Source organism: Streptomyces sp. NPDC111507 (assembly GCF_055638955.1).
In genome coordinates this window covers 1,151,577-1,171,439 of record NZ_JBVKBU010000001.1, presented here as the reverse complement: position 1 = coordinate 1,171,439, position 19,863 = coordinate 1,151,577, and the positions used below count along the sequence as shown (strand labels likewise).

The 19,863-nt window shown below is 69.9% G+C and carries 15 protein-coding genes and 2 tRNA genes; 12 read left to right on the top strand and 5 right to left on the bottom strand.

The genetic code is table 11. From position 1 onward, the window contains the following. Window positions 1-100: 100 nt before the first annotated feature. Window positions 101-826 carry a hypothetical protein gene (locus tag ACZ7M2_RS05200; protein ID WP_471594176.1) on the bottom strand — a complete coding sequence of 242 codons (726 nt, stop codon included), beginning with the start codon at window positions 824-826 and terminating at the stop codon, window positions 101-103. Window positions 827-1,058: 232 nt separating this feature from the next. On the opposite strand from ACZ7M2_RS05200, the gene ACZ7M2_RS05195 reads away from it, so the two are divergent. Further along, window positions 1,059-3,122 (top strand): serine/threonine-protein kinase, encoded by a 2,064-nt coding sequence (locus ACZ7M2_RS05195; RefSeq protein WP_471594175.1) that lies wholly within the window; start codon window positions 1,059-1,061, stop codon window positions 3,120-3,122. Between the two features lie 76 nt (window positions 3,123-3,198). On the opposite strand, the gene ACZ7M2_RS05190 is transcribed toward ACZ7M2_RS05195, so the two are convergent. Further along, window positions 3,199-4,683, bottom strand: a complete 1,485-nt coding sequence (locus ACZ7M2_RS05190; RefSeq protein ID WP_471594174.1) for an amino acid permease — start codon at window positions 4,681-4,683, stop codon at window positions 3,199-3,201. Window positions 4,684-4,922: 239 nt separating this feature from the next. On the opposite strand from ACZ7M2_RS05190, the gene ACZ7M2_RS05185 reads away from it, so the two are divergent. Both ACZ7M2_RS05185 and ACZ7M2_RS05180 read left to right on the top strand, forming a co-directional pair. Continuing rightward, the gene (locus ACZ7M2_RS05185) at window positions 4,923-5,411 is read left to right on the top strand and encodes a ribose-5-phosphate isomerase (protein ID WP_352046242.1); all 489 of its coding nucleotides are present in this window, start codon (window positions 4,923-4,925) and stop codon (window positions 5,409-5,411) included. Between the two features lie 822 nt (window positions 5,412-6,233). Further along, window positions 6,234-7,043 (top strand): Fpg/Nei family DNA glycosylase, encoded by an 810-nt coding sequence (locus tag ACZ7M2_RS05180; protein WP_471594173.1) that lies wholly within the window; start codon window positions 6,234-6,236, stop codon window positions 7,041-7,043. A gap of 21 nt (window positions 7,044-7,064) precedes the next feature. Here ACZ7M2_RS05180 and ACZ7M2_RS05175 read toward each other — a convergent pair whose 3' ends face one another. Beyond that, window positions 7,065-8,294, bottom strand: a complete 1,230-nt coding sequence (locus ACZ7M2_RS05175; protein WP_471594172.1) for a GNAT family N-acetyltransferase — start codon at window positions 8,292-8,294, stop codon at window positions 7,065-7,067. Window positions 8,295-8,444: 150 nt separating this feature from the next. Here ACZ7M2_RS05175 and ACZ7M2_RS05170 point away from each other — a divergent pair, with 150 nt between their 5' ends. From ACZ7M2_RS05170 to ACZ7M2_RS05155, 4 genes are all read left to right on the top strand, one after another. Beyond that, entirely contained in the window at window positions 8,445-9,617 is a 1,173-nt protein-coding gene (locus ACZ7M2_RS05170; RefSeq protein WP_471594171.1) for a PP2C family protein-serine/threonine phosphatase, read from the top strand. 145 nt (window positions 9,618-9,762) lie between these two features. Continuing rightward, window positions 9,763-10,575, top strand: a complete 813-nt coding sequence (locus ACZ7M2_RS05165) for an ABC transporter ATP-binding protein (RefSeq protein ID WP_471594170.1) — start codon at window positions 9,763-9,765, stop codon at window positions 10,573-10,575. Beyond that, a complete protein-coding gene (locus ACZ7M2_RS05160) occupies window positions 10,575-13,082 on the top strand; it encodes an ABC transporter permease (RefSeq protein WP_471594169.1) in 2,508 nt (835 codons plus the stop codon). The genes ACZ7M2_RS05165 and ACZ7M2_RS05160 overlap by 1 nt, the downstream gene beginning before the upstream one ends. Beyond that, window positions 13,079-13,534: an HD domain-containing protein gene (locus tag ACZ7M2_RS05155; RefSeq protein ID WP_471594168.1), complete on the top strand. Its 456-nt coding sequence runs from the start codon at window positions 13,079-13,081 to the stop codon at window positions 13,532-13,534. Before ACZ7M2_RS05160 ends, ACZ7M2_RS05155 begins: the two co-directional genes overlap by 4 nt. Window positions 13,535-13,561: 27 nt before the next feature. Here ACZ7M2_RS05155 and ACZ7M2_RS05150 read toward each other — a convergent pair whose 3' ends face one another. Continuing rightward, a complete protein-coding gene (locus tag ACZ7M2_RS05150; RefSeq protein ID WP_471594167.1) occupies window positions 13,562-14,776 on the bottom strand; it encodes an acyltransferase family protein in 1,215 nt (404 codons plus the stop codon). Window positions 14,777-15,419: 643 nt separating this feature from the next. Here ACZ7M2_RS05150 and ACZ7M2_RS05145 point away from each other — a divergent pair. After that, window positions 15,420-15,614, top strand: a complete 195-nt coding sequence (locus tag ACZ7M2_RS05145) for a hypothetical protein (protein WP_054231893.1) — start codon at window positions 15,420-15,422, stop codon at window positions 15,612-15,614. A 273-nt stretch (window positions 15,615-15,887) separates the two neighbouring features. Here the strand turns inward: ACZ7M2_RS05145 and ACZ7M2_RS05140 are convergent. Then, window positions 15,888-15,961: transfer RNA gene (locus ACZ7M2_RS05140), tRNA-Gly, on the bottom strand. 152 nt (window positions 15,962-16,113) lie between these two features. Between ACZ7M2_RS05140 and ACZ7M2_RS05135 the strand changes: the two genes are divergently transcribed. The 4 genes from ACZ7M2_RS05135 (at window position 16,114) to ACZ7M2_RS05120 (ending at window position 19,738) form a co-directional block, all read left to right on the top strand. Further along, window positions 16,114-16,190: transfer RNA gene (locus ACZ7M2_RS05135), tRNA-Pro, on the top strand. 259 nt (window positions 16,191-16,449) lie between these two features. Beyond that, a complete protein-coding gene (gene tig / locus ACZ7M2_RS05130; protein ID WP_471594166.1) occupies window positions 16,450-17,856 on the top strand; it encodes a trigger factor in 1,407 nt (468 codons plus the stop codon). 456 nt (window positions 17,857-18,312) lie between these two features. Continuing rightward, window positions 18,313-18,918 (top strand): ATP-dependent Clp protease proteolytic subunit, encoded by a 606-nt coding sequence (locus ACZ7M2_RS05125; RefSeq protein ID WP_266421778.1) that lies wholly within the window; start codon window positions 18,313-18,315, stop codon window positions 18,916-18,918. Window positions 18,919-19,057: 139 nt separating this feature from the next. Next, the gene (locus tag ACZ7M2_RS05120; RefSeq protein ID WP_054231896.1) at window positions 19,058-19,738 is read left to right on the top strand and encodes an ATP-dependent Clp protease proteolytic subunit; all 681 of its coding nucleotides are present in this window, start codon (window positions 19,058-19,060) and stop codon (window positions 19,736-19,738) included. The last annotated feature ends 125 nt before the right edge of the window (window positions 19,739-19,863 follow it).

The following is a 19,863-nucleotide window of genomic DNA, read 5'->3' as shown; positions in this document are numbered from 1 at the left end:
TGCCGCCCTCTGGGAGTTCCCCAACCGTCGGAGGCCGGATCCCCTTAGAAGAGGCTTCTCTGGTTCGCCCCCCAGCAACACCCCGACGAGCCTCTTGCGTTCACGCCTGCGACTGCCGGCGGGGCCGCCGCTGGGCCCACCACATTCCCGCCGCCCCGACGGAGACGAGCGCCGCCCCCGCCGCGCCGAGCGGCAGCAGGTCACTCCCGGCGCCGGTCCTGGGCAACTGGTCGCCGCCGGGTGTCACCGGCTTGTTCTCGGTGTCGAGCAGCAGCGGAGTGGCCGGAGCGTTCGGCGACGGGTTCGTCGTACCGAACGGCACCGGGCCCTGCTGCCAGAACGTCTTCTTTCCGTCGCTGTCCTGCACCGGCAGGCAGATCTTTCCGGTCTTGCTCAGATCGAAGGTCGCGGCGACGGCGTACGACTGTGACTTTCCGACCGCGAGATTGCCGACATCGCACACGAATCCACTGTTCGAACCCTTGGGCAGATCCTTGTCCGCCATGGCGGAACAACCCTTGACGCTCTTGACCTGTAGGCCGTCGAATCCGACCACCAAAAGCCGGATCTTTCCGCTGTCCTTGGTTCCCTCATTCTTCACCGTGGCGGTCAGCGCCGTTTCGTGCGAGCTGTTGTCCACCGAGATCTTCTCGGGCAGCAGCGTGGTCAGCTTCACCCCCGCCGGCGCCGGGTCCATGGCCTTTCCCCCCTTGCTGCTCCCCGGTCCCTGGTCGTCCGCGACGGCGGTGAAGGAAAGGATCATCACGGCCGAGAAAGATGCCGTGAGCAGCGATCCCGCGATGGTCGTCGTGTGACGAGAACTCATGTTCGCCCCCCTTGGCTGCGCCTGAATTCGCAGTACTTGAAGAGGTACCACAAGATTTCTCCGCACTATGCTGGTACGGCATGAAGTGTGACCATTGTGTTTCTGAGGTGGCGGACGATTGTGGCGGGTGTTGAGGGGGTGCAGGGGATTGACGGGGAATACGAGTGGCGGTGTTCCGGGATTATTGGTGACGGGTCGCTATCGGCTGGCCGAGAGTATTGGCCAGGGGGGAATGGGACGGGTGTGGCGAGCCACCGACGAAATGCTCGACCGGCAGGTCGCCGTCAAGGAAATGCGGATCGACGGACTCGACCCGGAGGACACCCGAACCCGCCGCGAACGCACCCTGCGCGAAGCCAGGGCCACGGCCCGGATCGACCATCCCAATGTCGTGCGCATCTACGACGTCGTGGACCAGGGCGAGCGGCTGTGGATCGTCATGGAACTCGTCGCCGGCCGCTCCCTCGAACAACTCGTGGTCGAGGACGGACCGCTCGACCCGCCCACCGCGGCCCGTATCGGGCTCGAACTGGTCGCGGCCCTGCGCCAGGTGCACGCCGGGGGAGTACTCCACCGGGACATCAAGCCGGGCAACGTTCTGGTCGAACGGCGCGGACATCGTGTCGTCCTCACCGACTTCGGCATCGCCGCGCTCCAGGACGCGGAGGCACTCACCATGGTCGGGATGCTGGTCGGCTCTCCGGATTACATGGCACCCGAGCGTGTTTCCGGACGCCCCCAGGGCTCGCCGTCCGACGTCTGGTCGTTGGGGGCGACGCTCTGTGCGGCCCTCGGCGGCCGCTCGCCGTTCTCCCGTTCGACCACCCTGGCGACGTTGCACGCGGTCCTGTACGAGGAGCCCGAACTCCCCTCCACAGCTGGCGACTTGGGGGAGATCCTGGCCGCCCTGCTGGAGAAGGAGCCGTCGACCCGACCGGGTCTGGCTGAGCTCGAGACGGCGTTGCGCCCGATCGCCTTCCCTCGACCGGAGGAGACGGAGTCCCCGGAAGCGGGGCTCGTCCCCGAACCGGCGGCGGAATCACCAGAATCACCGGAAGCGCCAGGGACGCGGGAACCGTCGGAGGCGGCAGAGGCACGGGAGATAGCGGAGGCACCGGAGGCATCCAAGTCGCCAGAGGCATCCGAGACGTCGGAGGCGGGAGGGATGGCTGAGGCTCCGGATGCACTGAGGTCGCTGGGGACGTCGGAGGCACCGGAGGCACCGGAAGCCGCGCCGCCCCCCGTCCCCCCGTTCCACCAGGAGTCGCCCACGCGCGCGCTCCTGGATGTGAGCCTCATACGCGCGGCGCACCACTTTCCGCCCCAGCGGGCCCCCGAGCCGCCCCCCGAACCAGCCTCCGAGCCGGACCCCGTACAGGACGCCATCCCGCAACCCGCCCCCCTGCCCGATCCCACCCCCGAGCCCGCACCCCCACCTGTGCCCGCCCCCGAGCTCGCACCCCCACCCGCGCCCGCCCCCGAACCCACACCCGCCCCCGAGCCGCGCGCACCCTCACCGCTTCCCGAACCCCCCTCCCTCGCCACGCACACCACGGTCTCCCGCGCGGTGGTCATACCGCCGGGCGAACTTCCTGGCCCCGCCGTGCCCTCCGTCCCACGGCGGGGCCGGCGCCGGATGGGCCTGGCCGCCGCCGGTGGTGTGGTGATCGTGGGAACCGTCGTCGGGCTCGTCATGACACAGACGGGCGGCTCCTCCCACGACACGACCGGCGCGTCCACTCCGACCTCGCCATCGGCTTCGTCGACGTCGCCGAACTCCGCGCAGACCTCCTCCACCGACCCCTCCACGGACCCCTCCACGGACCCCTCCTCCCCACCCCCCACCGTCGACGGCACGTCACGCCCGCCGAGCCTGCCGGCGGGCGCGCGGAAGGAGGCCGGACTGTACGCGTGGGTGCCGCCGCAGGGCTGGCAGCGGGTGGCGCAGAGCGGTTCCGAGGTGCACTACACCTCGCCCGACCGCGCGCAGGAGATCGTGGCCAACGCGACCCCGGCCCGGGGTGACCTGCTGGCGCAGTGGCAGCAGGCGGAGGTGGGCACCAGCAAGGGCCTGAACTACCGCCGGATCCGCCTGGAGCGCACCACGTTCCGCGGCGCGCCCGCGGTCGTCTGGGAGTACACCGTCACGGCCAGGGGCAGGCTCTGGCACGTCCGACTGCTCGGCTTCCGCTCCGGCGGCACGTCGTACGAGATCAGCACCTGGTACCACCCCGACATCGAGGCGACCGCGCTCCCCGTCTACGACGCGGTCAAGAAGAGCTTCACGCCCCTGTGAACGGGGAGGGGCCCGGCGGCAGCTGCCGCCGGGCCCCTCCCCGTCACCGATTCCGCCGGAATCCGCGTCCGCCTGCTCAGGCCTCCGACGCGGCGTCGACCGGCTCCTTGGCGCCCACCGGCGCGCCGTCGCCCGCGGGCTCGGTCGCCGCGGAGCCGCCGAGCTTCTGCTTCATGAAGGCGATCGCGAGCACGATCGCGGCGACGAGCAGCGACAGCAGTACGGTCTCGCGTCCGTCGTGTTCCGTGTCGGTCAGCATGTAGCCGAGGACGAAGACGATCAGCGCGGCCGTCGCCCAGGTCAGGTAGGGGTACAGCCACATCTTCACGACCAGCTTCTCCGGCGCCTCGCGCTGGATGATCTTCCGCATCCGCAGCTGCGAGAAGCAGATGACCAGCCAGACGAACAGGGCGACCGCGCCGGAGGAGTTGACGAGGAAGAGGAAGACCGAGTCCGGGAACTTGTAGTTGAAGAAGACGGCGACGAAGCCGAAGACGACCGAGACGACGATCGCGGCCATCGGGACACCGCGCGAGGTGGTCTTCGCGAACACCTTGGGCGCGTCGCCGCGCTCGCCGAGCGAGAACGCCATCCGTGAGGCCGTGTAGAGCCCGGAGTTCAGGCAGGACAGCACGGAGGTCAGCACGATGAAGTTCATGATCTCACCGGCGTGCGCGATGCCGAGGGAGTCGAGGGCGGCGACGTAGGAGCCCTTGTCCTTGATGGAGGGGTCGTTCCACGGCAGCAGGGACACGACGACGAGGATCGAGCCCAGGTAGAAGACGCCGATGCGCCAGATGATGCTGTTGGTGGACTTGGTGACGGCTCGCTGCGGGTCCTCGGACTCACCGGCGGCGAGGGTCGCGATCTCGCTGCCCATGAAGGAGAAGACGACCAGGAGCACACCGGTGAGGATCGCGCCGGGCCCGTGCGGCAGGAACCCGCCGTGCTCGCTCAGATTCCCCAGGCCGGCCTTCGGGGCGTCGACACCCGGCAGCACGCCGAAGATCGCGAGCCCGCCGACGATGATGAACGCGCCGATCGCGACGACCTTGATCCCGGCGAACCAGAACTCGAACTCGCCGTACGAGCCGACGGAGACCAGGTTGGTCGCGGTAAGGACGACCATCACGATGAGCGCCCAGCCCCACTGCGGTACGCCGGGCATCCACCCTTCGAGGATCTTGGCTCCCGCGGTCGCCTCGACGGCCAGCACGACCACCCAGAAGAACCAGTACAGCCAGCCGATCGAGAAACCGGCCCAGCGTCCGAGCGCGCGGTCCGCGTGCGCGGAGAACGAACCGGAGGTCGGGTTCGCGGCGGACATCTCGCCGAGCATCCGCATCACCAGCACCACGAGCGTGCCGACGAGGGCGTAGGAGAGGAGGATTCCGGGGCCCGCGGTGGCGATACCGGAGCTGGAGCCCACGAAGAGGCCGGCTCCGATGACGCCACCAATGGCGATCATGGTCAGATGACGGTTCTTGAGGCCGGCCTGGAGGCCCGAACCGGGTTCTCCGGGGCCGCTTGCGGCCTTCGTGGGGGTCGGCTGCGAGGTCATGAGGGGGGATTCCTTTGCGCCGGGTGAGCAGATTTCCGTACGAGCGGTGTACGGGCCCGAGCGGGTCCTTGTAGGGACCCTGTAACGAGCCGGTCCAGTGAATCGGAGGCAAAGGAATTCGTGAACCTTTGAATCCAGATTGTTACTTGAGGTTTCCTTGAGGTTTGTAGAGTTGCTCACAGTTTTCGCTGACGGCACCCGGCGAGGTCGATCCGAAACGGCCGTGTCACACTCGGACCATGCGCGTGTATCTCGGCTCTGATCATGCCGGTTTCGAACTCAAGAACCACCTCGTCGAGTGGCTCAAGGCCGCCGGGCATGAGCCCGTCGACTGCGGGCCCCTCATCTACGACGCCCAGGACGACTACCCGCCGTTCTGCCTCCGCGCGGCGGAGCGTACGGCGGCCGATTCCGAGGCGCTCGGCATCGTGATCGGCGGCTCCGGCAACGGGGAGCAGATCGCGGCGAACAAGGTGGACGGGGTTCGTGCCGCGCTCGCCTGGAGCGAGGAGACTGCGTCGCTGGGGCGGCAGCACAACGACGCCAACGTGGTGGCGGTGGGTGCGCGGATGCACTCGCAGGAGGAGGCGACGAAGTTCGTGGAGGTCTTCCTCTCCACGCCGTTCTCCGGTGACGAGCGCCACATTCGCCGCATCGACATGCTGTCGGCCTACGAAAAGACCGGCGACCTTCCGCCCGTCCCGCCCCACCACCCCCAGCAGGCCTGAGCCTTCGGCCGCGGGCGGGCGGGGCTTGCCCGCGCCCCTAGGGGATCGGGGCTGCGCCCCGGATCCCCGGCCGCGGGTGGTTCTTCGGCCGCGGGTGGGTGGGGGTTGCCCGCGCAGTTCCCCGCGCCCCTACAGGATCGGGGCTGCGCCCCGGATCCCCCGGCCGCCCTTCGTTCTTCGGCCGCGGGCCGGTGGGGGCTGGTCGCGCAGTTCCCCGCGCCCCTGAAAGCCCTCATCCCGGCCCGTCCCTTGAGAACAAGCCCACCCACCCTTGCCCGCATCTCCAGCCCGTCGGTCCCCTGAGAACAAGCCCACCCACCTTGGCCCGCATCTCCAAACCGTCCGGCCCCCGAGAGCAAGCCCACCCACCTTGGCCCGCATCTCCAAACCGTCCGGCCCCCGAGAGCAAGCCCACCCACCCTGGCGGACGCCTCCAGCCCGACCGGCGCCTGAGGGCAAGGCCGGAGTCGATGTCCCACCCACCCCGGCCCGCATCTCCAGCCCATCCGGCGTCTGAGGACAAGGGCGCCGACGCGGGAGGTCCGGGCGGATGCCCGCAGGGGTTCAGGGGGCGGCAGCCCCCGGTGGGGTGCAGGGGCGGGGCTCCGCGGGGTTTGGGGGCGGGGCTCCGCGGGGTCCAGGGGGCGTAACCCCTGGCGGGGTGCAGGGGCGGCAGCCCCGTGGGGGTTTGGGGGCGTAGCCTCTGGTGGGGTTGAAGGGGCGGAGCCCCTGGGGATGGGACGGGTAGGGGCGGCGGGGGCGAAAAAACAACCCCCCGATCCGTCGACGCCGTAGAAGACACTGCCGCACGAGGAGGACCCCGTGCCCGAGGGGCACACGATTCACCGGCTGGCCGAGGACTACGAGGCCAGATTCGCAGGCGGGCCCACCCGCGTCACCAGCCCCCAGGGCAAGTTCACCGACGCCGCCGCCCTCCTCGACGGCACCCCCCTCGAACACGCCGACGCCCACGGCAAACACCTCTTCCTCGCCTTCCGCACCGCCGACTGGATCCACATCCACCTCGGCCTCTTCGGCAAGGTGAACTTCGGCGACGCCCCCGCCCCACCCCCCACCGACACGGTCCGCCTCCGCCTCGCGAACGCCACGTCGTACGTCGACCTCCGCGGCCCCACCACCTGCGCCCTGATCACGGACGACGAGAAGCAGGCGATACATGCCCGCCTCGGCCCGGACCCCCTCCGCGCCGACGCGGACCCGTCGGCGGCGTACCACCGCGTCTCCCGCAGCCGTACGACGATCGCCGCCCTCCTCATGGACCAGAAAATCATCGCGGGCGTCGGGAACGTCTACCGCGCAGAAGTCCTCTTCCGGCACGGCATCGATCCGTACCGCACGGGGAAGGACATCACCCCGACGCAGTGGGACGCGATCTGGACGGACCTGGTGGCACTCATGCGCGAGGGCGTCCGCAACAACCGCATCGACACCGTCCGCCCGGAACACACCCCGGAGGCCATGGGCCGCCCACCACGCGTGGACGACCACGGCGGCGAGGTGTACGTGTACCGCAGGGCCAACCTGCCCTGCCATATCTGTGGCGGCGAGATCCGCACCGCCGGTCTCGCCGCCCGCAATCTCTTCTGGTGCCCGACCTGCCAGAACAGCTGAACCGGGATCGCCCCCTGGGGGCTAGAACCCGTGGGGCAACCAGGGCGCGACGGCCGACAAGAAGCCCACCGAGGCCTCCGCGAGCGCGCCCTGTCGCAACTCCCGCACCCGCCCCGCCGCCGCGAGCGAGGCCAGGGACACCCCGCCGAGATACGCCGCCCCCAACTCCCGTACGGACAGCGCGAGATCGGCGGCGTCCGACGTACGCACGCAGGTCGCGCCCTTGGCGTCCCCGGTGAGCCGCCAACGCCCCTCGTTCCAGGGGCAGAACACGTCCTCGACCTCGAACACCGTGTCCACCGGAGCCTGATACGTCCGCGCCTCCAGCGCGGCACCGACGTCCACGAGCCGCACATGCAGCGCGTCCCGCATCCGCACCGCGCAGCGGCGGATGTCGGACACCATGTACTGCCACGCCTCGTCGACGGGGCGACCGTACGCGTGCAGCGTGGACGTCAGGTCGATCTCGAAGAGGAACCGCCACAGCGCCGCGTGCGCCGCCGGGTCGAGCGCCTCCAGTTGGTCGAGGCGGACGGTGAACCCGGCCCCGCGGTGGTCGCCGTCCTGCTTGATCCGGTACCGGGCGTAGCCCACGACCTCGTCGTCCCGCTCGGCCACCACGCACTGCAACGGCGACGCCCCGTCCCGCTCGCTCTCCGGGTCGAGCAGCATCGCCCGGTCCCAGTCGGGCCGCCGCGCCAGCATCCCGGGCCGGCCCGGGACCAGCCGCGCGTACACCGCCTCGCAGGCGTCGAGCACATCGGCAGGCGCGGCGTACCGTAGACGTACGTCATCGGTGCCGGGCGGTACGGACAGACGTACCCGGGTCGTGTCGATCTCGACGTTGTACTGGTGGGTCGCGATGCCGTAGCCGAACCGGCCGTAGATCACCGGCTCCGACGCGGTCAGCACGGCCAGCGGTTCGCCCCATGAGCGGATGTCGTCCAGCTGCCGCCGCATCATCGACCTGAGCAGCCCGCGCCGCCGGTGGGTTGCCGCGACGCTCACCATCGTGATGCCCGCGGCCGGTACGGAGGTGCCGCCGGGGACGGTGACCCGGAAGGAGAACGCCCCCGCGGTGCCCACACACTGGTCGCCGTCCCAGATCCCCAGGAAACGGTCGTACTCTGTGAGCGCGTTCATCACCTCGCGCTCCTCGGACGACTCCGGTACGCCCCCGAACGCGCGGACCAGGTTGTCGTACCACGTGTCCCACTCGGGCTGCCGCAACACCCGCAAGTCAGTCGTCATACGCCATGACTACCAGGGCAATGCGGTACGAGCGAGGGAATTTCGCCCACCTCCGGAGGCGGCGTTCACTGTGATGTTGAGCGCTCGGACGGGGGACAAGTGGGACCTCCCGTGCCAAGCACCTGGTCCGATGGATAGGGTCCCGAACTAATGGCAGCAGGACGAGAGCGGCGCGCGGAAGCCGAGACGTTCACGGCCCGGTTGAAGAAGCAGTGGCACCGGGCCCGCACCGGCGTGCGCAGATCCGCCGTCGACTACTTCCGCGGCGACGGTTCGGACTGGATCGCACTGGCCGGTCTGCTGCTGACCATCCCCGTGATCGCGGCCACGACGCTGATGAACTCGGTCTGGTGCTCCCCGGCCGCGCTGGTCCTGCCGATCGTCGCGGGCGGCCTTCTGCTGCGCCCCGCCAGCCTGCTCGGTCTGTACGCGGCCGCCGCCACCGCGCTCATAGTGGAGTCGGTGAAGCTGGGCCCGTACACCGAGGGCCCCTCCCGGGTCACCCCGGGCGTGGTCCTGGTGGTCGCGGCCTGCGGCTTCTTCGGCCTGCTGATCGCCCAGTTCCGGAGCCGGGTCGGCGTGCCCTGGCGGCGCGGCGGCACCATGCTCTTCGACCTGCGCGAACGCATCCGGGTGCAGAGCAAGCTGCCGGGCCTGCCGCTGGGCTGGCACCGGGAGATGGCGTTGCGCCCGGCGGGCGGTCAGTCGTTCTCGGGGGACTTCGTCGTGGCCGCACGTACGAACAGCGGCCGAACGCTCGAAGTCGTTCTGACCGACGTGTCCGGAAAAGGGATGGATGCGGGGTCGCGTGCCCTGCTCCTCTCCGGAGCATTCGGCGGCTTGTTGGGATCGCTCCCACCCCACGCCTTCCTGCCCGCCGCGAACGGCTACCTCCTGCGCCAGGACTGGGACGAGGGCTTCGCCACGTCGATCCACCTGGTCCTGGACCTGGACTCTGGCGACTACGAACTCTTCTCCGCCGGGCACCCGCCGGGCCTTCAGCTCAGCGCGGGCAGCGGGCGCTGGGAGGAGAAGGGTGCGGAGGGTCCGCTCCTCGGGGTGTACGACGGCGCCCAGTTCGACCCCGTCAAGGGTTCCCTGCGGCCCGGGGACGTCCTGATGCTCTTCACGGACGGTCTGGTGGAAACCTCCGACCGTGACATCGTCGAGGGCATCGACCGCCTCACCGGCGAGGCCGACCGCTATGTCGCGGGCGGTTTCCACGGCGCCGCGTGGCATCTCATCGAGGCGGTCGCCAAGGACGTCAACGACGACCGGGCCCTCCTCCTGATCTGCCGGGACGGCGCCACGGCGATCCGCTGACGACTCCGCGTCCCGCCCGCGGGCGGGTGGGGTTCTCCCCACCCGGAGTCGGCGGTCCGCCTCATGGTCCCACCCCCCTCCCCATCCGTACGTTCGAGACATCACCCGAGCGAACAGACGAATGCGGCGGAAGGACGGACCCACCATGGGCCTGCGGAAGAAGCGCCACGAACACGCGAACGCGGTCGCGGCCGGCCCGGATCCGACCACCGACTGGGCCGTCGAGCTCCGCGGCGTCCGACGCCAGTACGGCCGTGGCGGCAACACCGTCCACGCCCTGCGCGGCCTCGACCTCGCCCTCCCCCGCGGCAGCTTCACCGCGATCATGGGCCCCTCGGGCTCCGGAAAGTCCACGTTCCTTCAGTGCGCGGCCGGCCTCGACCGCCCCACTGCCGGCACCGTCCACCTCGGCGGCACGGACATCACCGGCATGAGCGAGAACAAGCTGACCGCCCTGCGCCGCACCCGCCTCGGCTTCGTCTTCCAGGCCTTCAACCTCCTCCCCTCCCTCACGGTCGAACAGAACGTCGTGCTCCCCACCCGCCTGGCGGGCCACCGCCCCGACCGCCACCGCGCCGCCGAGGTCCTCGCCCAGGTCGGTCTCGCCGACAAGGCCCGCCGCCGCCCCGGCCAGCTCTCCGGCGGCCAGCAGCAACGCGTCGCGATCGCCCGCGCCCTGGTCACCCGCCCGGACGTGGTGTTCGCGGACGAGCCGACGGGAGCCCTGGACACGACCACGGCCGCCGAGATCCTCGGCCTGCTCAGGGGAGCCGTCGACGGCCTCGGCTCGACGGTCGTCATGGTCACCCACGACCCGGCGGCCGCCGCCTGGGCGGACCGCGTCCTGTTCCTCGCCGACGGCTCGATCGCCGACCACCTCGAACGCGCCTCGGCCCAGCACATCGCCGCCCGCATGACCTCGCTCACCACCCCCGCGTACGCCCGAGCGGCAGCCTGATGACCAGGTCCGCACGCCTCCCCAACGGTCTCGCCCGCGCCGCCCTGCGCTTCAGGCCCGCCGGTTTCGTGGGCACGTTCGTCGCGCTCGCGATGGCCGCACTCGTCGTCGCGGCCTGCGGCATCCTCCTGGAGACGGGCGTACGGGCATCCGTGCCGCCCCAGCGCTACGCCCACGCCCCGGTCGTCGTCGCCGCCGACCAGCGGGCCCATCTCGTCAGCGGCCACGGGGAGGACCGCGAGGACGAGACCACCCAGGTCCCGGACCGCGCCCGCCTCGACAACTCCCTCGTGGCGAAGGCCGCTTCGGTACCGGGAGCGCGTACGGCGATCGCCGATGTGACCTTCCCCGTCCAGGCCGACGCGCACAGGACCGGTACCGCGCACAAGACCGGTACCGCACACGAGGCCCGTACCGCGCATGGCTGGGGTTCCACGGCCTTCACCGGCGAGAAGGTCGTGGCCGGCCGCGCCCCAGGCCCTGGTGAGGTCGTCCTTTCCGACGCCCGGGGCAGGGCCGTCGGCGACCGCGTCACGCTCACCACCGCCGACGGACCCCACACCTTCCGTGTCTCCGGCACGACCGCCCCACAGCCCACGCCCGCCGTCTGGTTCACCGACGCCGAGGCCGTACGCCTCTCCGCGTACCCGGGCCGGGTCGACGCCATCGCCGTCCTCCCCAAGGACGGCGTCCGCGCCGAGACGCTGAAGTCCGAGGTGGCGCGGGTCCTCGGCGCCTCCTCGGACGCGCGGGTGCACACCGGCGACGACCGGGGCGCCGTCGAGAACGCCTCGCTCGCCGAGGCCAGGGACCTGCTCACCGGGCTCGGCGGCTCCTTCGGGGGCATCGCCACCGTGGTCGCCGTCTTCACCGCGGCCGGTACCGTCGCCCTCTCGGTGGGCCAGCGCCGCCGTGAGTTCGCGCTGCTGCGCGCCATCGGCACGACCCCGCGGCAGATCCGCCGCACGATCGCCACCGAGGCCCTGCTCGTCGCCCCCGCGGCGGGAGTGGTCGGCTGCCTCCCCGGTATCGGCCTCGCCCACTGGTGGTTCGGACAGCTGAAGGACAAGGGCGCGGTCCCCGAGGCCGTCGAACTGTCCGTCTCGTACATCCCGCTGCTCACCGCCGTGGGCACCGTGCTGCTCACCGCGCTGTTCGCGGGCTGCATGGCGGCCCGCCGTTCCTCGCGGATCAAACCGGGGCTCGCGCTCGGCGAAGCATCCGTGGAACGGCTGCGGCCGGGCTGGATCCGTACGCCGCTGGGGCTCGCGGCGGCGGCCGGCGGCTTCGTCTGCGCGGGCCTCGCCGCCTCGCTGACCGGTGAGGACGCGGCCAACGCGGCGCTCGGCGTGGTCATGCTCTTCATGCTGGCGGTGGCGTTGCTCGGGCCGCTGGTGGCGCGTGTCTGCGCCACACTGTTCGGGCTGCCGCTGCGCGGCGCGGGCGCCTCCGCCGTGCTGGCCGCCGCCAACTCCCGTACGAACGCTCGCCGGATGGCCTCGGCGATCACCCCGATCGTGCTCGCCATGGCCTTCTCCTCGGTGCTCGTGTTCACGCACACGAGCGAGGAGCGGGCCACCCAGGAGCAGCAGCGCCGTGGCATCGTCGCCGATCACATCGTCACCTCGGACACCGGCCTCGCCCCGGACGCGGTGGCACGGGCCGCCCGCACGCCCGGCGTTACCTCGGCCGTGGGCCTGCTGAAGACGGCGGTACTGGTGCCGGTGAGCGGCTCACTGGAGTCGGCCACCGCCCAGGGGGTCACCGGATCCGTGCGGGAACTCGCCGCCGTCCAGGACCTTGACGTCCGGCACGGCACCCTCTCCCTGAAGCCGGGCGAGGTCGCGATGGACGCCTCGCTCGCGGACAGCGCCCACGCCGAGGTGGGCGACCGGCTCGCGCTCCGCCTGCCCGACGGCACCAAGGTGTCCCCGACGCTCGTGGCGACGTACGGCCGGGGCCTGGGGCTGTCCCAGGTCACGTTCGCGAGGGCCGACCTGGCGCGTCACGTGACCGACTCCTTCGACAGCGAGATCTGGACGAAGGGCGGCACGGCGGCCGGTCTCGCCGGGCTCGGCACGGTCCTCGACCGCGCCGACCACACCATCGCCGAGTCCCGGGACCGCGCGCTCAACGCCTGGGCGAACACCGTGATGGCGGCGGTGCTCGGCGGATTCGCGGCCGTCGCCGCCGCCAACACCCTCGTGATGACGGTTCTCGACCGGCGCGACGAACTCGGCACGCTCCGGCTGATCGGCTCCACCCGCCGCCAGGTGCTGCGCATGATCCGCTGGGAGGCCCTGCTGGTCGCCCTGGCCGGCATCGTCCTCGGCACGGCCATCGCGCTCGCCACGCTGGTGCCGATGATGAAGGGGCTGACCGGGCGGGGACCGTACATCCCGCCCCTTTTGTACGGGTCCTTCGCCGGGGCGGTTGTCATGCTCGGTCTGACGGCGGTCACCGTCCCCGCCCGCGCGGCGCTGCGGCGGGAGACACTGGAGGGGTGACGCAGACTCTCCTGACCCTGGCCGAAATAGAGGCCCTCGCCCGTGCGGCGCATGCCGCCCAGACCGACAAGGCGGGGCGGCCCTACACCGAGCACCTGCAGGCCGTCGCGGACGGGGTCCGTGAGCGCGGGGGCGACGACGAGCAGATCGCGGCGGCCTGGCTGCACGACGCCGTCGAGGACGACGTGCTCTCCGAGGACTGGCTGCGCGAGGCCGCGCTGACCGGGCGGACGAAGGACATCGTGCTCGCGCTGACCAAACGCGAGGGAGAGCTCCCGGAGTCGTACGCGAAACGCATTCGCACGACTCCAGGTGCTCTCGTGGTCAAGGCCTCGGACCTGGCGCACAACGCCGATCCGGCCCGGCTCGCGGTCCTCGACGAGCACACCCGCGCGCGGCTGACCAAGAAGTACGCCGCGATGCGGACGCTGCTGGGACTGCCGCCGGCCTGACAGCGGCCGTACCAGGGTCGACGGTGGCTACGCGGGGGTCCTGGCTCGTTCGCGGGCCAGCTCCGTGGCGTCCCGCTTGAACGCCCACTCCATGCTGGGCTCCATCGCGAAGCGGAAGACCCGCCGGACCGGCGCCGTGCACAGCAGGGTGACGGCCACGCCCGCGACGAGGGTCACGAAGATCTCGCCGAGCGGCCGGTGCAGCCACTTGTGGTCGAACCAGCCCCAGTAGTCGCCGCCCTTGACCAGGAAACCGTGCAGCAGATAGCCGTACAGCGTGCCCGCGCCGAGCGCCGTGAACCACATCCTGCGGCGCGGCACCCAGGCGAAGAAGCACGCGGTGAGCACCAGCGAGCAGCCGAGGAGAGCGAGCACCATCACGGGGCCGACCCACCAGGGGACGCCCAGCTCCTGGGCGCTGTCGCGGTGGTAGAACCAGCCGGGGTTCATCCGCGGCACCGCCCACCAGCTCACGACCAGCGCGGCGCCGAACACCGGCACCGACAGGATGCGCACCTCGCGGCGGCGCACCAGCTGGAAGTGCTCGGGCTTCATGCACAGGCCCAGCACGAAGAACGGCAGGAACTGGAGGGTCCGCTGCAGATCCAGGTCGTCACCGATGGACGGCGAGGTGGTCGCGAGCATGGCCACGAGGAGCGCGAGCGGAAGCGGCCAGCGGACCAGCTTCCACAGCGGCGTCGTCAGCCGCCAGATGAACAGCGCGCACAGGAACCAGGTGAGGAACCAGGGGTCGAGCAGGCTGACCGGCAGCGAGGGATCGTCGTCGGCCCAGCGCTTGAAGAGGACGTACGCCACTTCGAAGACGACGTACGGCACGGCGACGCCGGTGACCAGGCGCTTCAGCCGGTCGGCGCGCATGTCGAAACTGCGGGAGAAGTAGCCGGAGATGATGATGAAGGCCGGCATGTGGAAGGCGTACACGACCATGTACGCGGCTTCGAGGACGCGGCTTTGACCCTTCAGGGGCTCCCAGGCATGGCCCATGGCCACGAGCACGATCGCCAGGTACTTGGCGTTGTCGAAGAAGGCGTCACGCGGTGTGCCGGGCTGGGGGGCGGTGGCGGCCGTGGGGGCGGTGGCGGCCGTGGCGCCGGCCGGCTTCGAAGTCCGGTCGGACGGCAGGCTCGGGCCCGAGCGCGCGGTCGGCACCCCCTCCACCGGCCGCTCCGCCGGGGGGAGCGGCGTTCGGCGGGGACCGTTCGGGTGGAGCGAGTTCGTCACGAAGCCTCCCACCAAAAACCGCGGGGAGCGGAGGGAGCGGAGGAGAGGATCCAGGACCTTGCTGCTCTTGCGGGGGACGAGGCGGCGTGGAACATCTGAGGCACCCTAGCGTTGTCTGTGTGTCTTCGTAAAACTCCTGGCGTTATTCCTGCTTATCACGTGTGAGTTCGTCCGTGAGTAACGTTTCGAGTACCCCGGATTTGAGGATTTCCCCTTACCGCGTGCGATAGTTGTGGCGTCGTTCTGTCCGTATTCGTCATGACTAATTGGTGCATAACACTCGCGGGCGACTCTGGTGAAATGTCCATTCTTCGGTGTCTTCGGGATCATCTTCCGGGCGCCCTTTGGGGTTTCCTCGCCGCGCCTGTGGCAACAATTGGAAATTCCTGCGAACGGGATGTGTGGACACGGCAACGATCCCTCGGAATTTCCCATGCGGGCGCACGGTCGAATTACCGTACGAGGGCGCACAGTTGGTCCGCCACGGGAGGGTGGGAGCGTGCGGTTCCCGGGCGGCCCCGACCGACGATGTGTCACCTGCGGCATACGGGGGCCGCGTTGGTGGCACGATGGTTCTGGCGGGGGTGTGAGGGGCTGCACCCCCGGGCCGGGAGAGCGGACCGACCGTAGGGTGTGATCAGTTGTGGCCATTTCGCTGTCAGTGGTACTGCTGTTGGCGATCATCCTCGTGGTGCTGATCCGAGGGGGATCGATCAAGGCGGGGCCCGCCATCGTCGCGGTGCTCTTCGGCTTCTTCCTCGCATCGACCGGAATGGCTCCGTCCATCCAGCGGTTCCTGGACTCGATAGCGCAGACGATCAACTCGATCAGTTTCTGATCCCTGGTTCTGATCTCCGGGCGGGACGGGCCGACGCCTTCACCGCCCCCATTCGTGGACGCGGACCCGACGGCCGCGCCCCGGGCCGACCGTGCTCTCCTTGCCGGCTCGATCAGCGATCCGGCCGACCGGGAAATCCCTCGGGGGATCCGACCGGTCGGCAGAACGACCGGCAAAACGATCGGTGGACAAAGCGACCGGCGATCCGACCCGCCCGGAAAACGATCAGGGCCGGGCCGGAGGAGTGATCCTCCGGCCCGGCCCTGAGCCGTATGGAGCGGGCGACGGGAATCGAACCCGCGTAGCTAGTTTGGAAGACTAGGGCTCTACCATTGAGCTACGCCCGCACACAGAGCACCGCAGGTCAGTGACCCCGGCACAGGAGGCATCGTAGCGGGTCGCACCCCGTCCCCGCACACCCCGTTCCGCGACCCCGCGGACGCTCGTGAAATGCGGCAGCCGCGCTGTCTCCGGGCATGTACCCTACGTGTCGCACCGACGGGGTGTGGCGCAGCTTGGTAGCGCGTCCGCTTTGGGAGCGGAAGGCCGTGGGTTCAAATCCCGCCACCCCGACCACCAGCCGGTTCCGGCGACACGTCAGGCGACGGATCACGCGAGAGAACAGATGCCCGACAGTCGATGGCCGGGATCGCAAGATCGCCTTTTGGGGCGTGTACCGCCTGCGGTTACTATGCAGGTTGCGCGCCCGTGTGTCTGCACTGTTACGTCTCTCAAGGGCCGCGAATCCGCTGAGGCTCTGCCTGATCTCGGCAGAAACAAACAGCAGAACCCCGCAGCAGTACCCCCAAGAAGTCAGCCACAAGGAGACCGAACCGTGAAGAGCGCCGTGGAGAACCTGAACCCGACTCGGGTTCGGCTCACTGTCGAGGTGCCCTTCGAGGAGCTCAAGGACAGCCTCGACGCGGCGTACAAGAAGATCAACCAGCAGGTCACGGTGAAGGGCTTCCGGAAGGGCAAGATCCCGGCGCGCGTCATCGACCAGCGGTTCGGTCGCGGCGCCGTGCTCGAAGAGGCCGTCAACGACGCGCTCCCGAAGTTCTACACCGAAGCGGTCAACGAGGCTGAGCTGAACGTCCTCGGCCAGCCCGAGGTCGACATCACGGAGCTGAAGGACGGCGAAACGCTGAACTTCACCGCCGAGGTCGACGTCCGCCCGACCATCGAGATCCCGGACTACTCCGGCATCGAGGTCGAGGTCGACGCAGTCGAGGTCGCCGACGAGGACGTCGAGAAGGCCGTCGAGGAGCTCCGTGAGCGCTTCGCGTCCACCTCGCCGGTCGAGCGCGCCGCCCAGGACGGCGACGTCGTCACGATCGACCTGGAGGCCAAGGTCGACGGAGAGGTGCTGGAGGACGGCGTCGCTTCCGACGTGTCCTACACCATCGGCTCCGGCGAGCTGCTGGACGGCATCGACGAGGCCGTGAAGGGCCTGGAGGCCGGTGGCGAGGCCACCTTCGCCTCCGAGCTCAAGGGCGGCTCGGCGGCCGGCAAGGAGGCCGAGGTCACCGTCAAGGTCACCCAGGTCGCCGCGCGCGAACTGCCCGAGCTCGACGACGACTTCGCGCAGCTCGCCTCCGAGTTCGACACCCTCGACGAGCTCAAGGCGGACAGCCGCAAGCGCCTCGAGAACATGAAGCAGTACGACCAGGCCACGCAGGCCCAGGAGCGTGTCCTGGAGAAGCTGCTCGAGCTGGTCGAGGTCCCGGTCCCCGAGAAGCTGCTCGAGGACGAGATCAACACCCGTAAGCACAACCTCGAGCACCACCAGCTCGGCCAGATGGGCCTCGACCTCGCGAAGTACCTGGAGATCCAGGGCAAGACCGAGGAGGAGTTCGACGCCGAGACCAAGGAAGCGGCGGTCAAGGGCATCAAGACCCAGTTCGTCCTTGACGAGCTCGTCAACAAGGAGAAGCTGAACGTCAACCAGGAGGAGCTCACCGAGCACCTCATGCGGCGTGCGGCCTCCTCCGGCATGTCCCCCGACCAGTTCGCCCAGGCGGTCGTCGAAGGCGGCCAGGTCCCGATGCTGGTCGGCGAGGTCGCCCGCGGCAAGGCCCTCGCGGTCGTCGTCGAGGCCGCCACGGTCAAGGACACCAACGGCGAGGTCGTCGACCTCGACGACGAGGAGGACGAGACCGAGTCGGCCACCGAGGTCGTCGCCGAGGTCACCGACGGTGACGAGGCCTCCACCGAGGCCTCCGAGGAGAAGCCCGAGGCGTAAGCCGGCGGCGCTTCAGCAGCTGTACGACGGCCCCCGGGGACACTCGTGTCCCCGGGGGCCGTCGGCCTTCAGGGGCGCGGGGCTGTGACATCCGTGCGGCTCCGCCGCGTGGGCGCGCTCAGCCCCCACGGAGCCGCAGCCGCGTGTGCCACGAACGGTCCATCGGCGGGTGCGGCTTGTGAGGGGTCGCTCGCGCAGTTCCCCGCGCCCCTGTCGGGGGCGCGGCCCCGCCAAACCCCCTGTCCAACCCAGCGGAGCGCATGCGCTCACAGCGAACAGTTCCTTCTGCGGGATTCCCCGGAGGGACCCGCGCGTTAGGGTCCATGAATACGAGGGCAGGGGAGTCCCCGAAGCCGCCCCGGGCGGTTGTCGCACCGGGGTCCCACGCCCCCAGCAGAAGACGTGAGACGGCCCGGCGCCGTCGTAAGACGAGCAGGTGGATACGTGACGAATCTGATGCCCACAGCTGCCGGCGAACCCTTCGGTGGTGGCCTCGGCGACCAGGTCTACAACCGACTGCTCGGCGAGCGGATCATCTTCCTCGGCCAGGCGGTCGACGATGACATCGCCAACAAGATCACGGCGCAGCTGCTGCTCCTTGCCTCCGACCCGGACAAGGACATCTACCTCTACATCAACAGCCCCGGCGGATCGATCACGGCCGGCATGGCGATCTACGACACCATGCAGTACATCAAGAACGACGTGGTGACGATCGCCATGGGCATGGCGGCCTCGATGGGTCAGTTCCTGCTCAGCGCGGGCACCCCCGGCAAGCGCTTCGCCCTGCCGAACGCCGAGATCCTGATCCACCAGCCCTCGGCCGGCCTCGCGGGCTCCGCGTCGGACATCAAGATCCACGCCGAGCGGCTGCTGCACACCAAGAAGCGGATGGCCGAGCTGACCTCCTTCCACACCGGTCAGACGGTCGAGCAGATCACTCGTGACTCGGACCGCGACCGTTGGTTCGACCCGATCGAGGCCAAGGAGTACGGCCTCATCGACGACATCATGCCCACCGCTGCCGGTATGCCGGGCGGTGGCGGCACCGGGGCGGCGTAAGCCCCTCAGCGCCCCCCAGGGCGGCGCGTGGCCCCTCTGCCGCTCTCCGGGCACTCCTTGTGCCCCGGAGCGGCGCAGACGGCCCTCCAGCGCCCCCAGCCGACCGCCCCAGGCTCTTACAGGCTCTTCAGGAGACACAGTGAACGACTTCCCCGGCAGCGGCCTCTACGCCCGCACGCAGGCCGAGTACACCGGTCCTCGTGCGGAGTCCCGCTACGTCATCCCGCGCTTCGTCGAGCGCACCTCGCAGGGCGTGCGTGAGTACGACCCGTACGCGAAGCTGTTCGAGGAGCGCGTGATCTTCCTCGGCGTGCAGATCGACGACGCCTCCGCCAACGACGTCATGGCGCAGCTGCTGTGCCTGGAGTCGATGGACCCCGACCGCGACATCTCGGTCTACATCAACAGCCCCGGTGGCTCGTTTACGGCCCTCACGGCCATCTACGACACGATGCAGTTCGTGAAGCCCGACATCCAGACGGTCTGCATGGGTCAGGCGGCCTCGGCCGCCGCGATCCTGCTGGCCGCCGGCACACCGGGCAAGCGCATGGCGCTCCCGAACGCCCGCGTGCTGATCCACCAGCCCTACAGTGAGACCGGCCGCGGCCAGGTCTCGGACCTCGAGATCGCGGCGAACGAGATCCTCCGGATGCGCGCGCAGCTGGAAGACATGCTGGCCAAGCACTCGACCACGCCGATCGAGAAGATCCGCGAGGACATCGAGCGCGACAAGATCCTCACCGCTGAGGACGCGCTCGCGTACGGCCTGATCGACCAGATCATCTCGACCCGCAAGATGAACAGTTCCGCGATCGTCTGACGTATCGCTGTATCGTCTGCCGCTCGTCTGTCGCCCGTTGGCGCGGTTCACGACAAAGTGAACCGTGCCAAGGGGGGCCCGAACGGGGGGCTCGGCAAGGTACCGTCGGACATAAGGCAGCACCA

Bases quoted from the DNA above. Each gene is read 5' to 3' on its own strand.
- ACZ7M2_RS05200 (WP_471594176.1), bottom strand. From the start codon at position 826: ATGAGTTCTCGTCACACGACGACCATCGCGGGATCGCTGCTCACGGCA.
- ACZ7M2_RS05195 (WP_471594175.1), top strand. From the start codon at position 1,059: ATGGGACGGGTGTGGCGAGCCACCGACGAAATGCTCGACCGGCAGGTC.
- ACZ7M2_RS05190 (WP_471594174.1), bottom strand. From the start codon at position 4,683: ATGACCTCGCAGCCGACCCCCACGAAGGCCGCAAGCGGCCCCGGAGAA.
- ACZ7M2_RS05185 (WP_352046242.1), top strand. From the start codon at position 4,923: ATGCGCGTGTATCTCGGCTCTGATCATGCCGGTTTCGAACTCAAGAAC.
- ACZ7M2_RS05175 (WP_471594172.1), bottom strand. From the start codon at position 8,294: ATGACGACTGACTTGCGGGTGTTGCGGCAGCCCGAGTGGGACACGTGG.
- ACZ7M2_RS05170 (WP_471594171.1), top strand. From the start codon at position 8,445: ATGGCAGCAGGACGAGAGCGGCGCGCGGAAGCCGAGACGTTCACGGCC.
- ACZ7M2_RS05165 (WP_471594170.1), top strand. From the start codon at position 9,763: ATGGGCCTGCGGAAGAAGCGCCACGAACACGCGAACGCGGTCGCGGCC.
- ACZ7M2_RS05160 (WP_471594169.1), top strand. From the start codon at position 10,575: ATGACCAGGTCCGCACGCCTCCCCAACGGTCTCGCCCGCGCCGCCCTG.
- ACZ7M2_RS05125 (WP_266421778.1), top strand. From the start codon at position 18,313: ATGCCCACAGCTGCCGGCGAACCCTTCGGTGGTGGCCTCGGCGACCAG.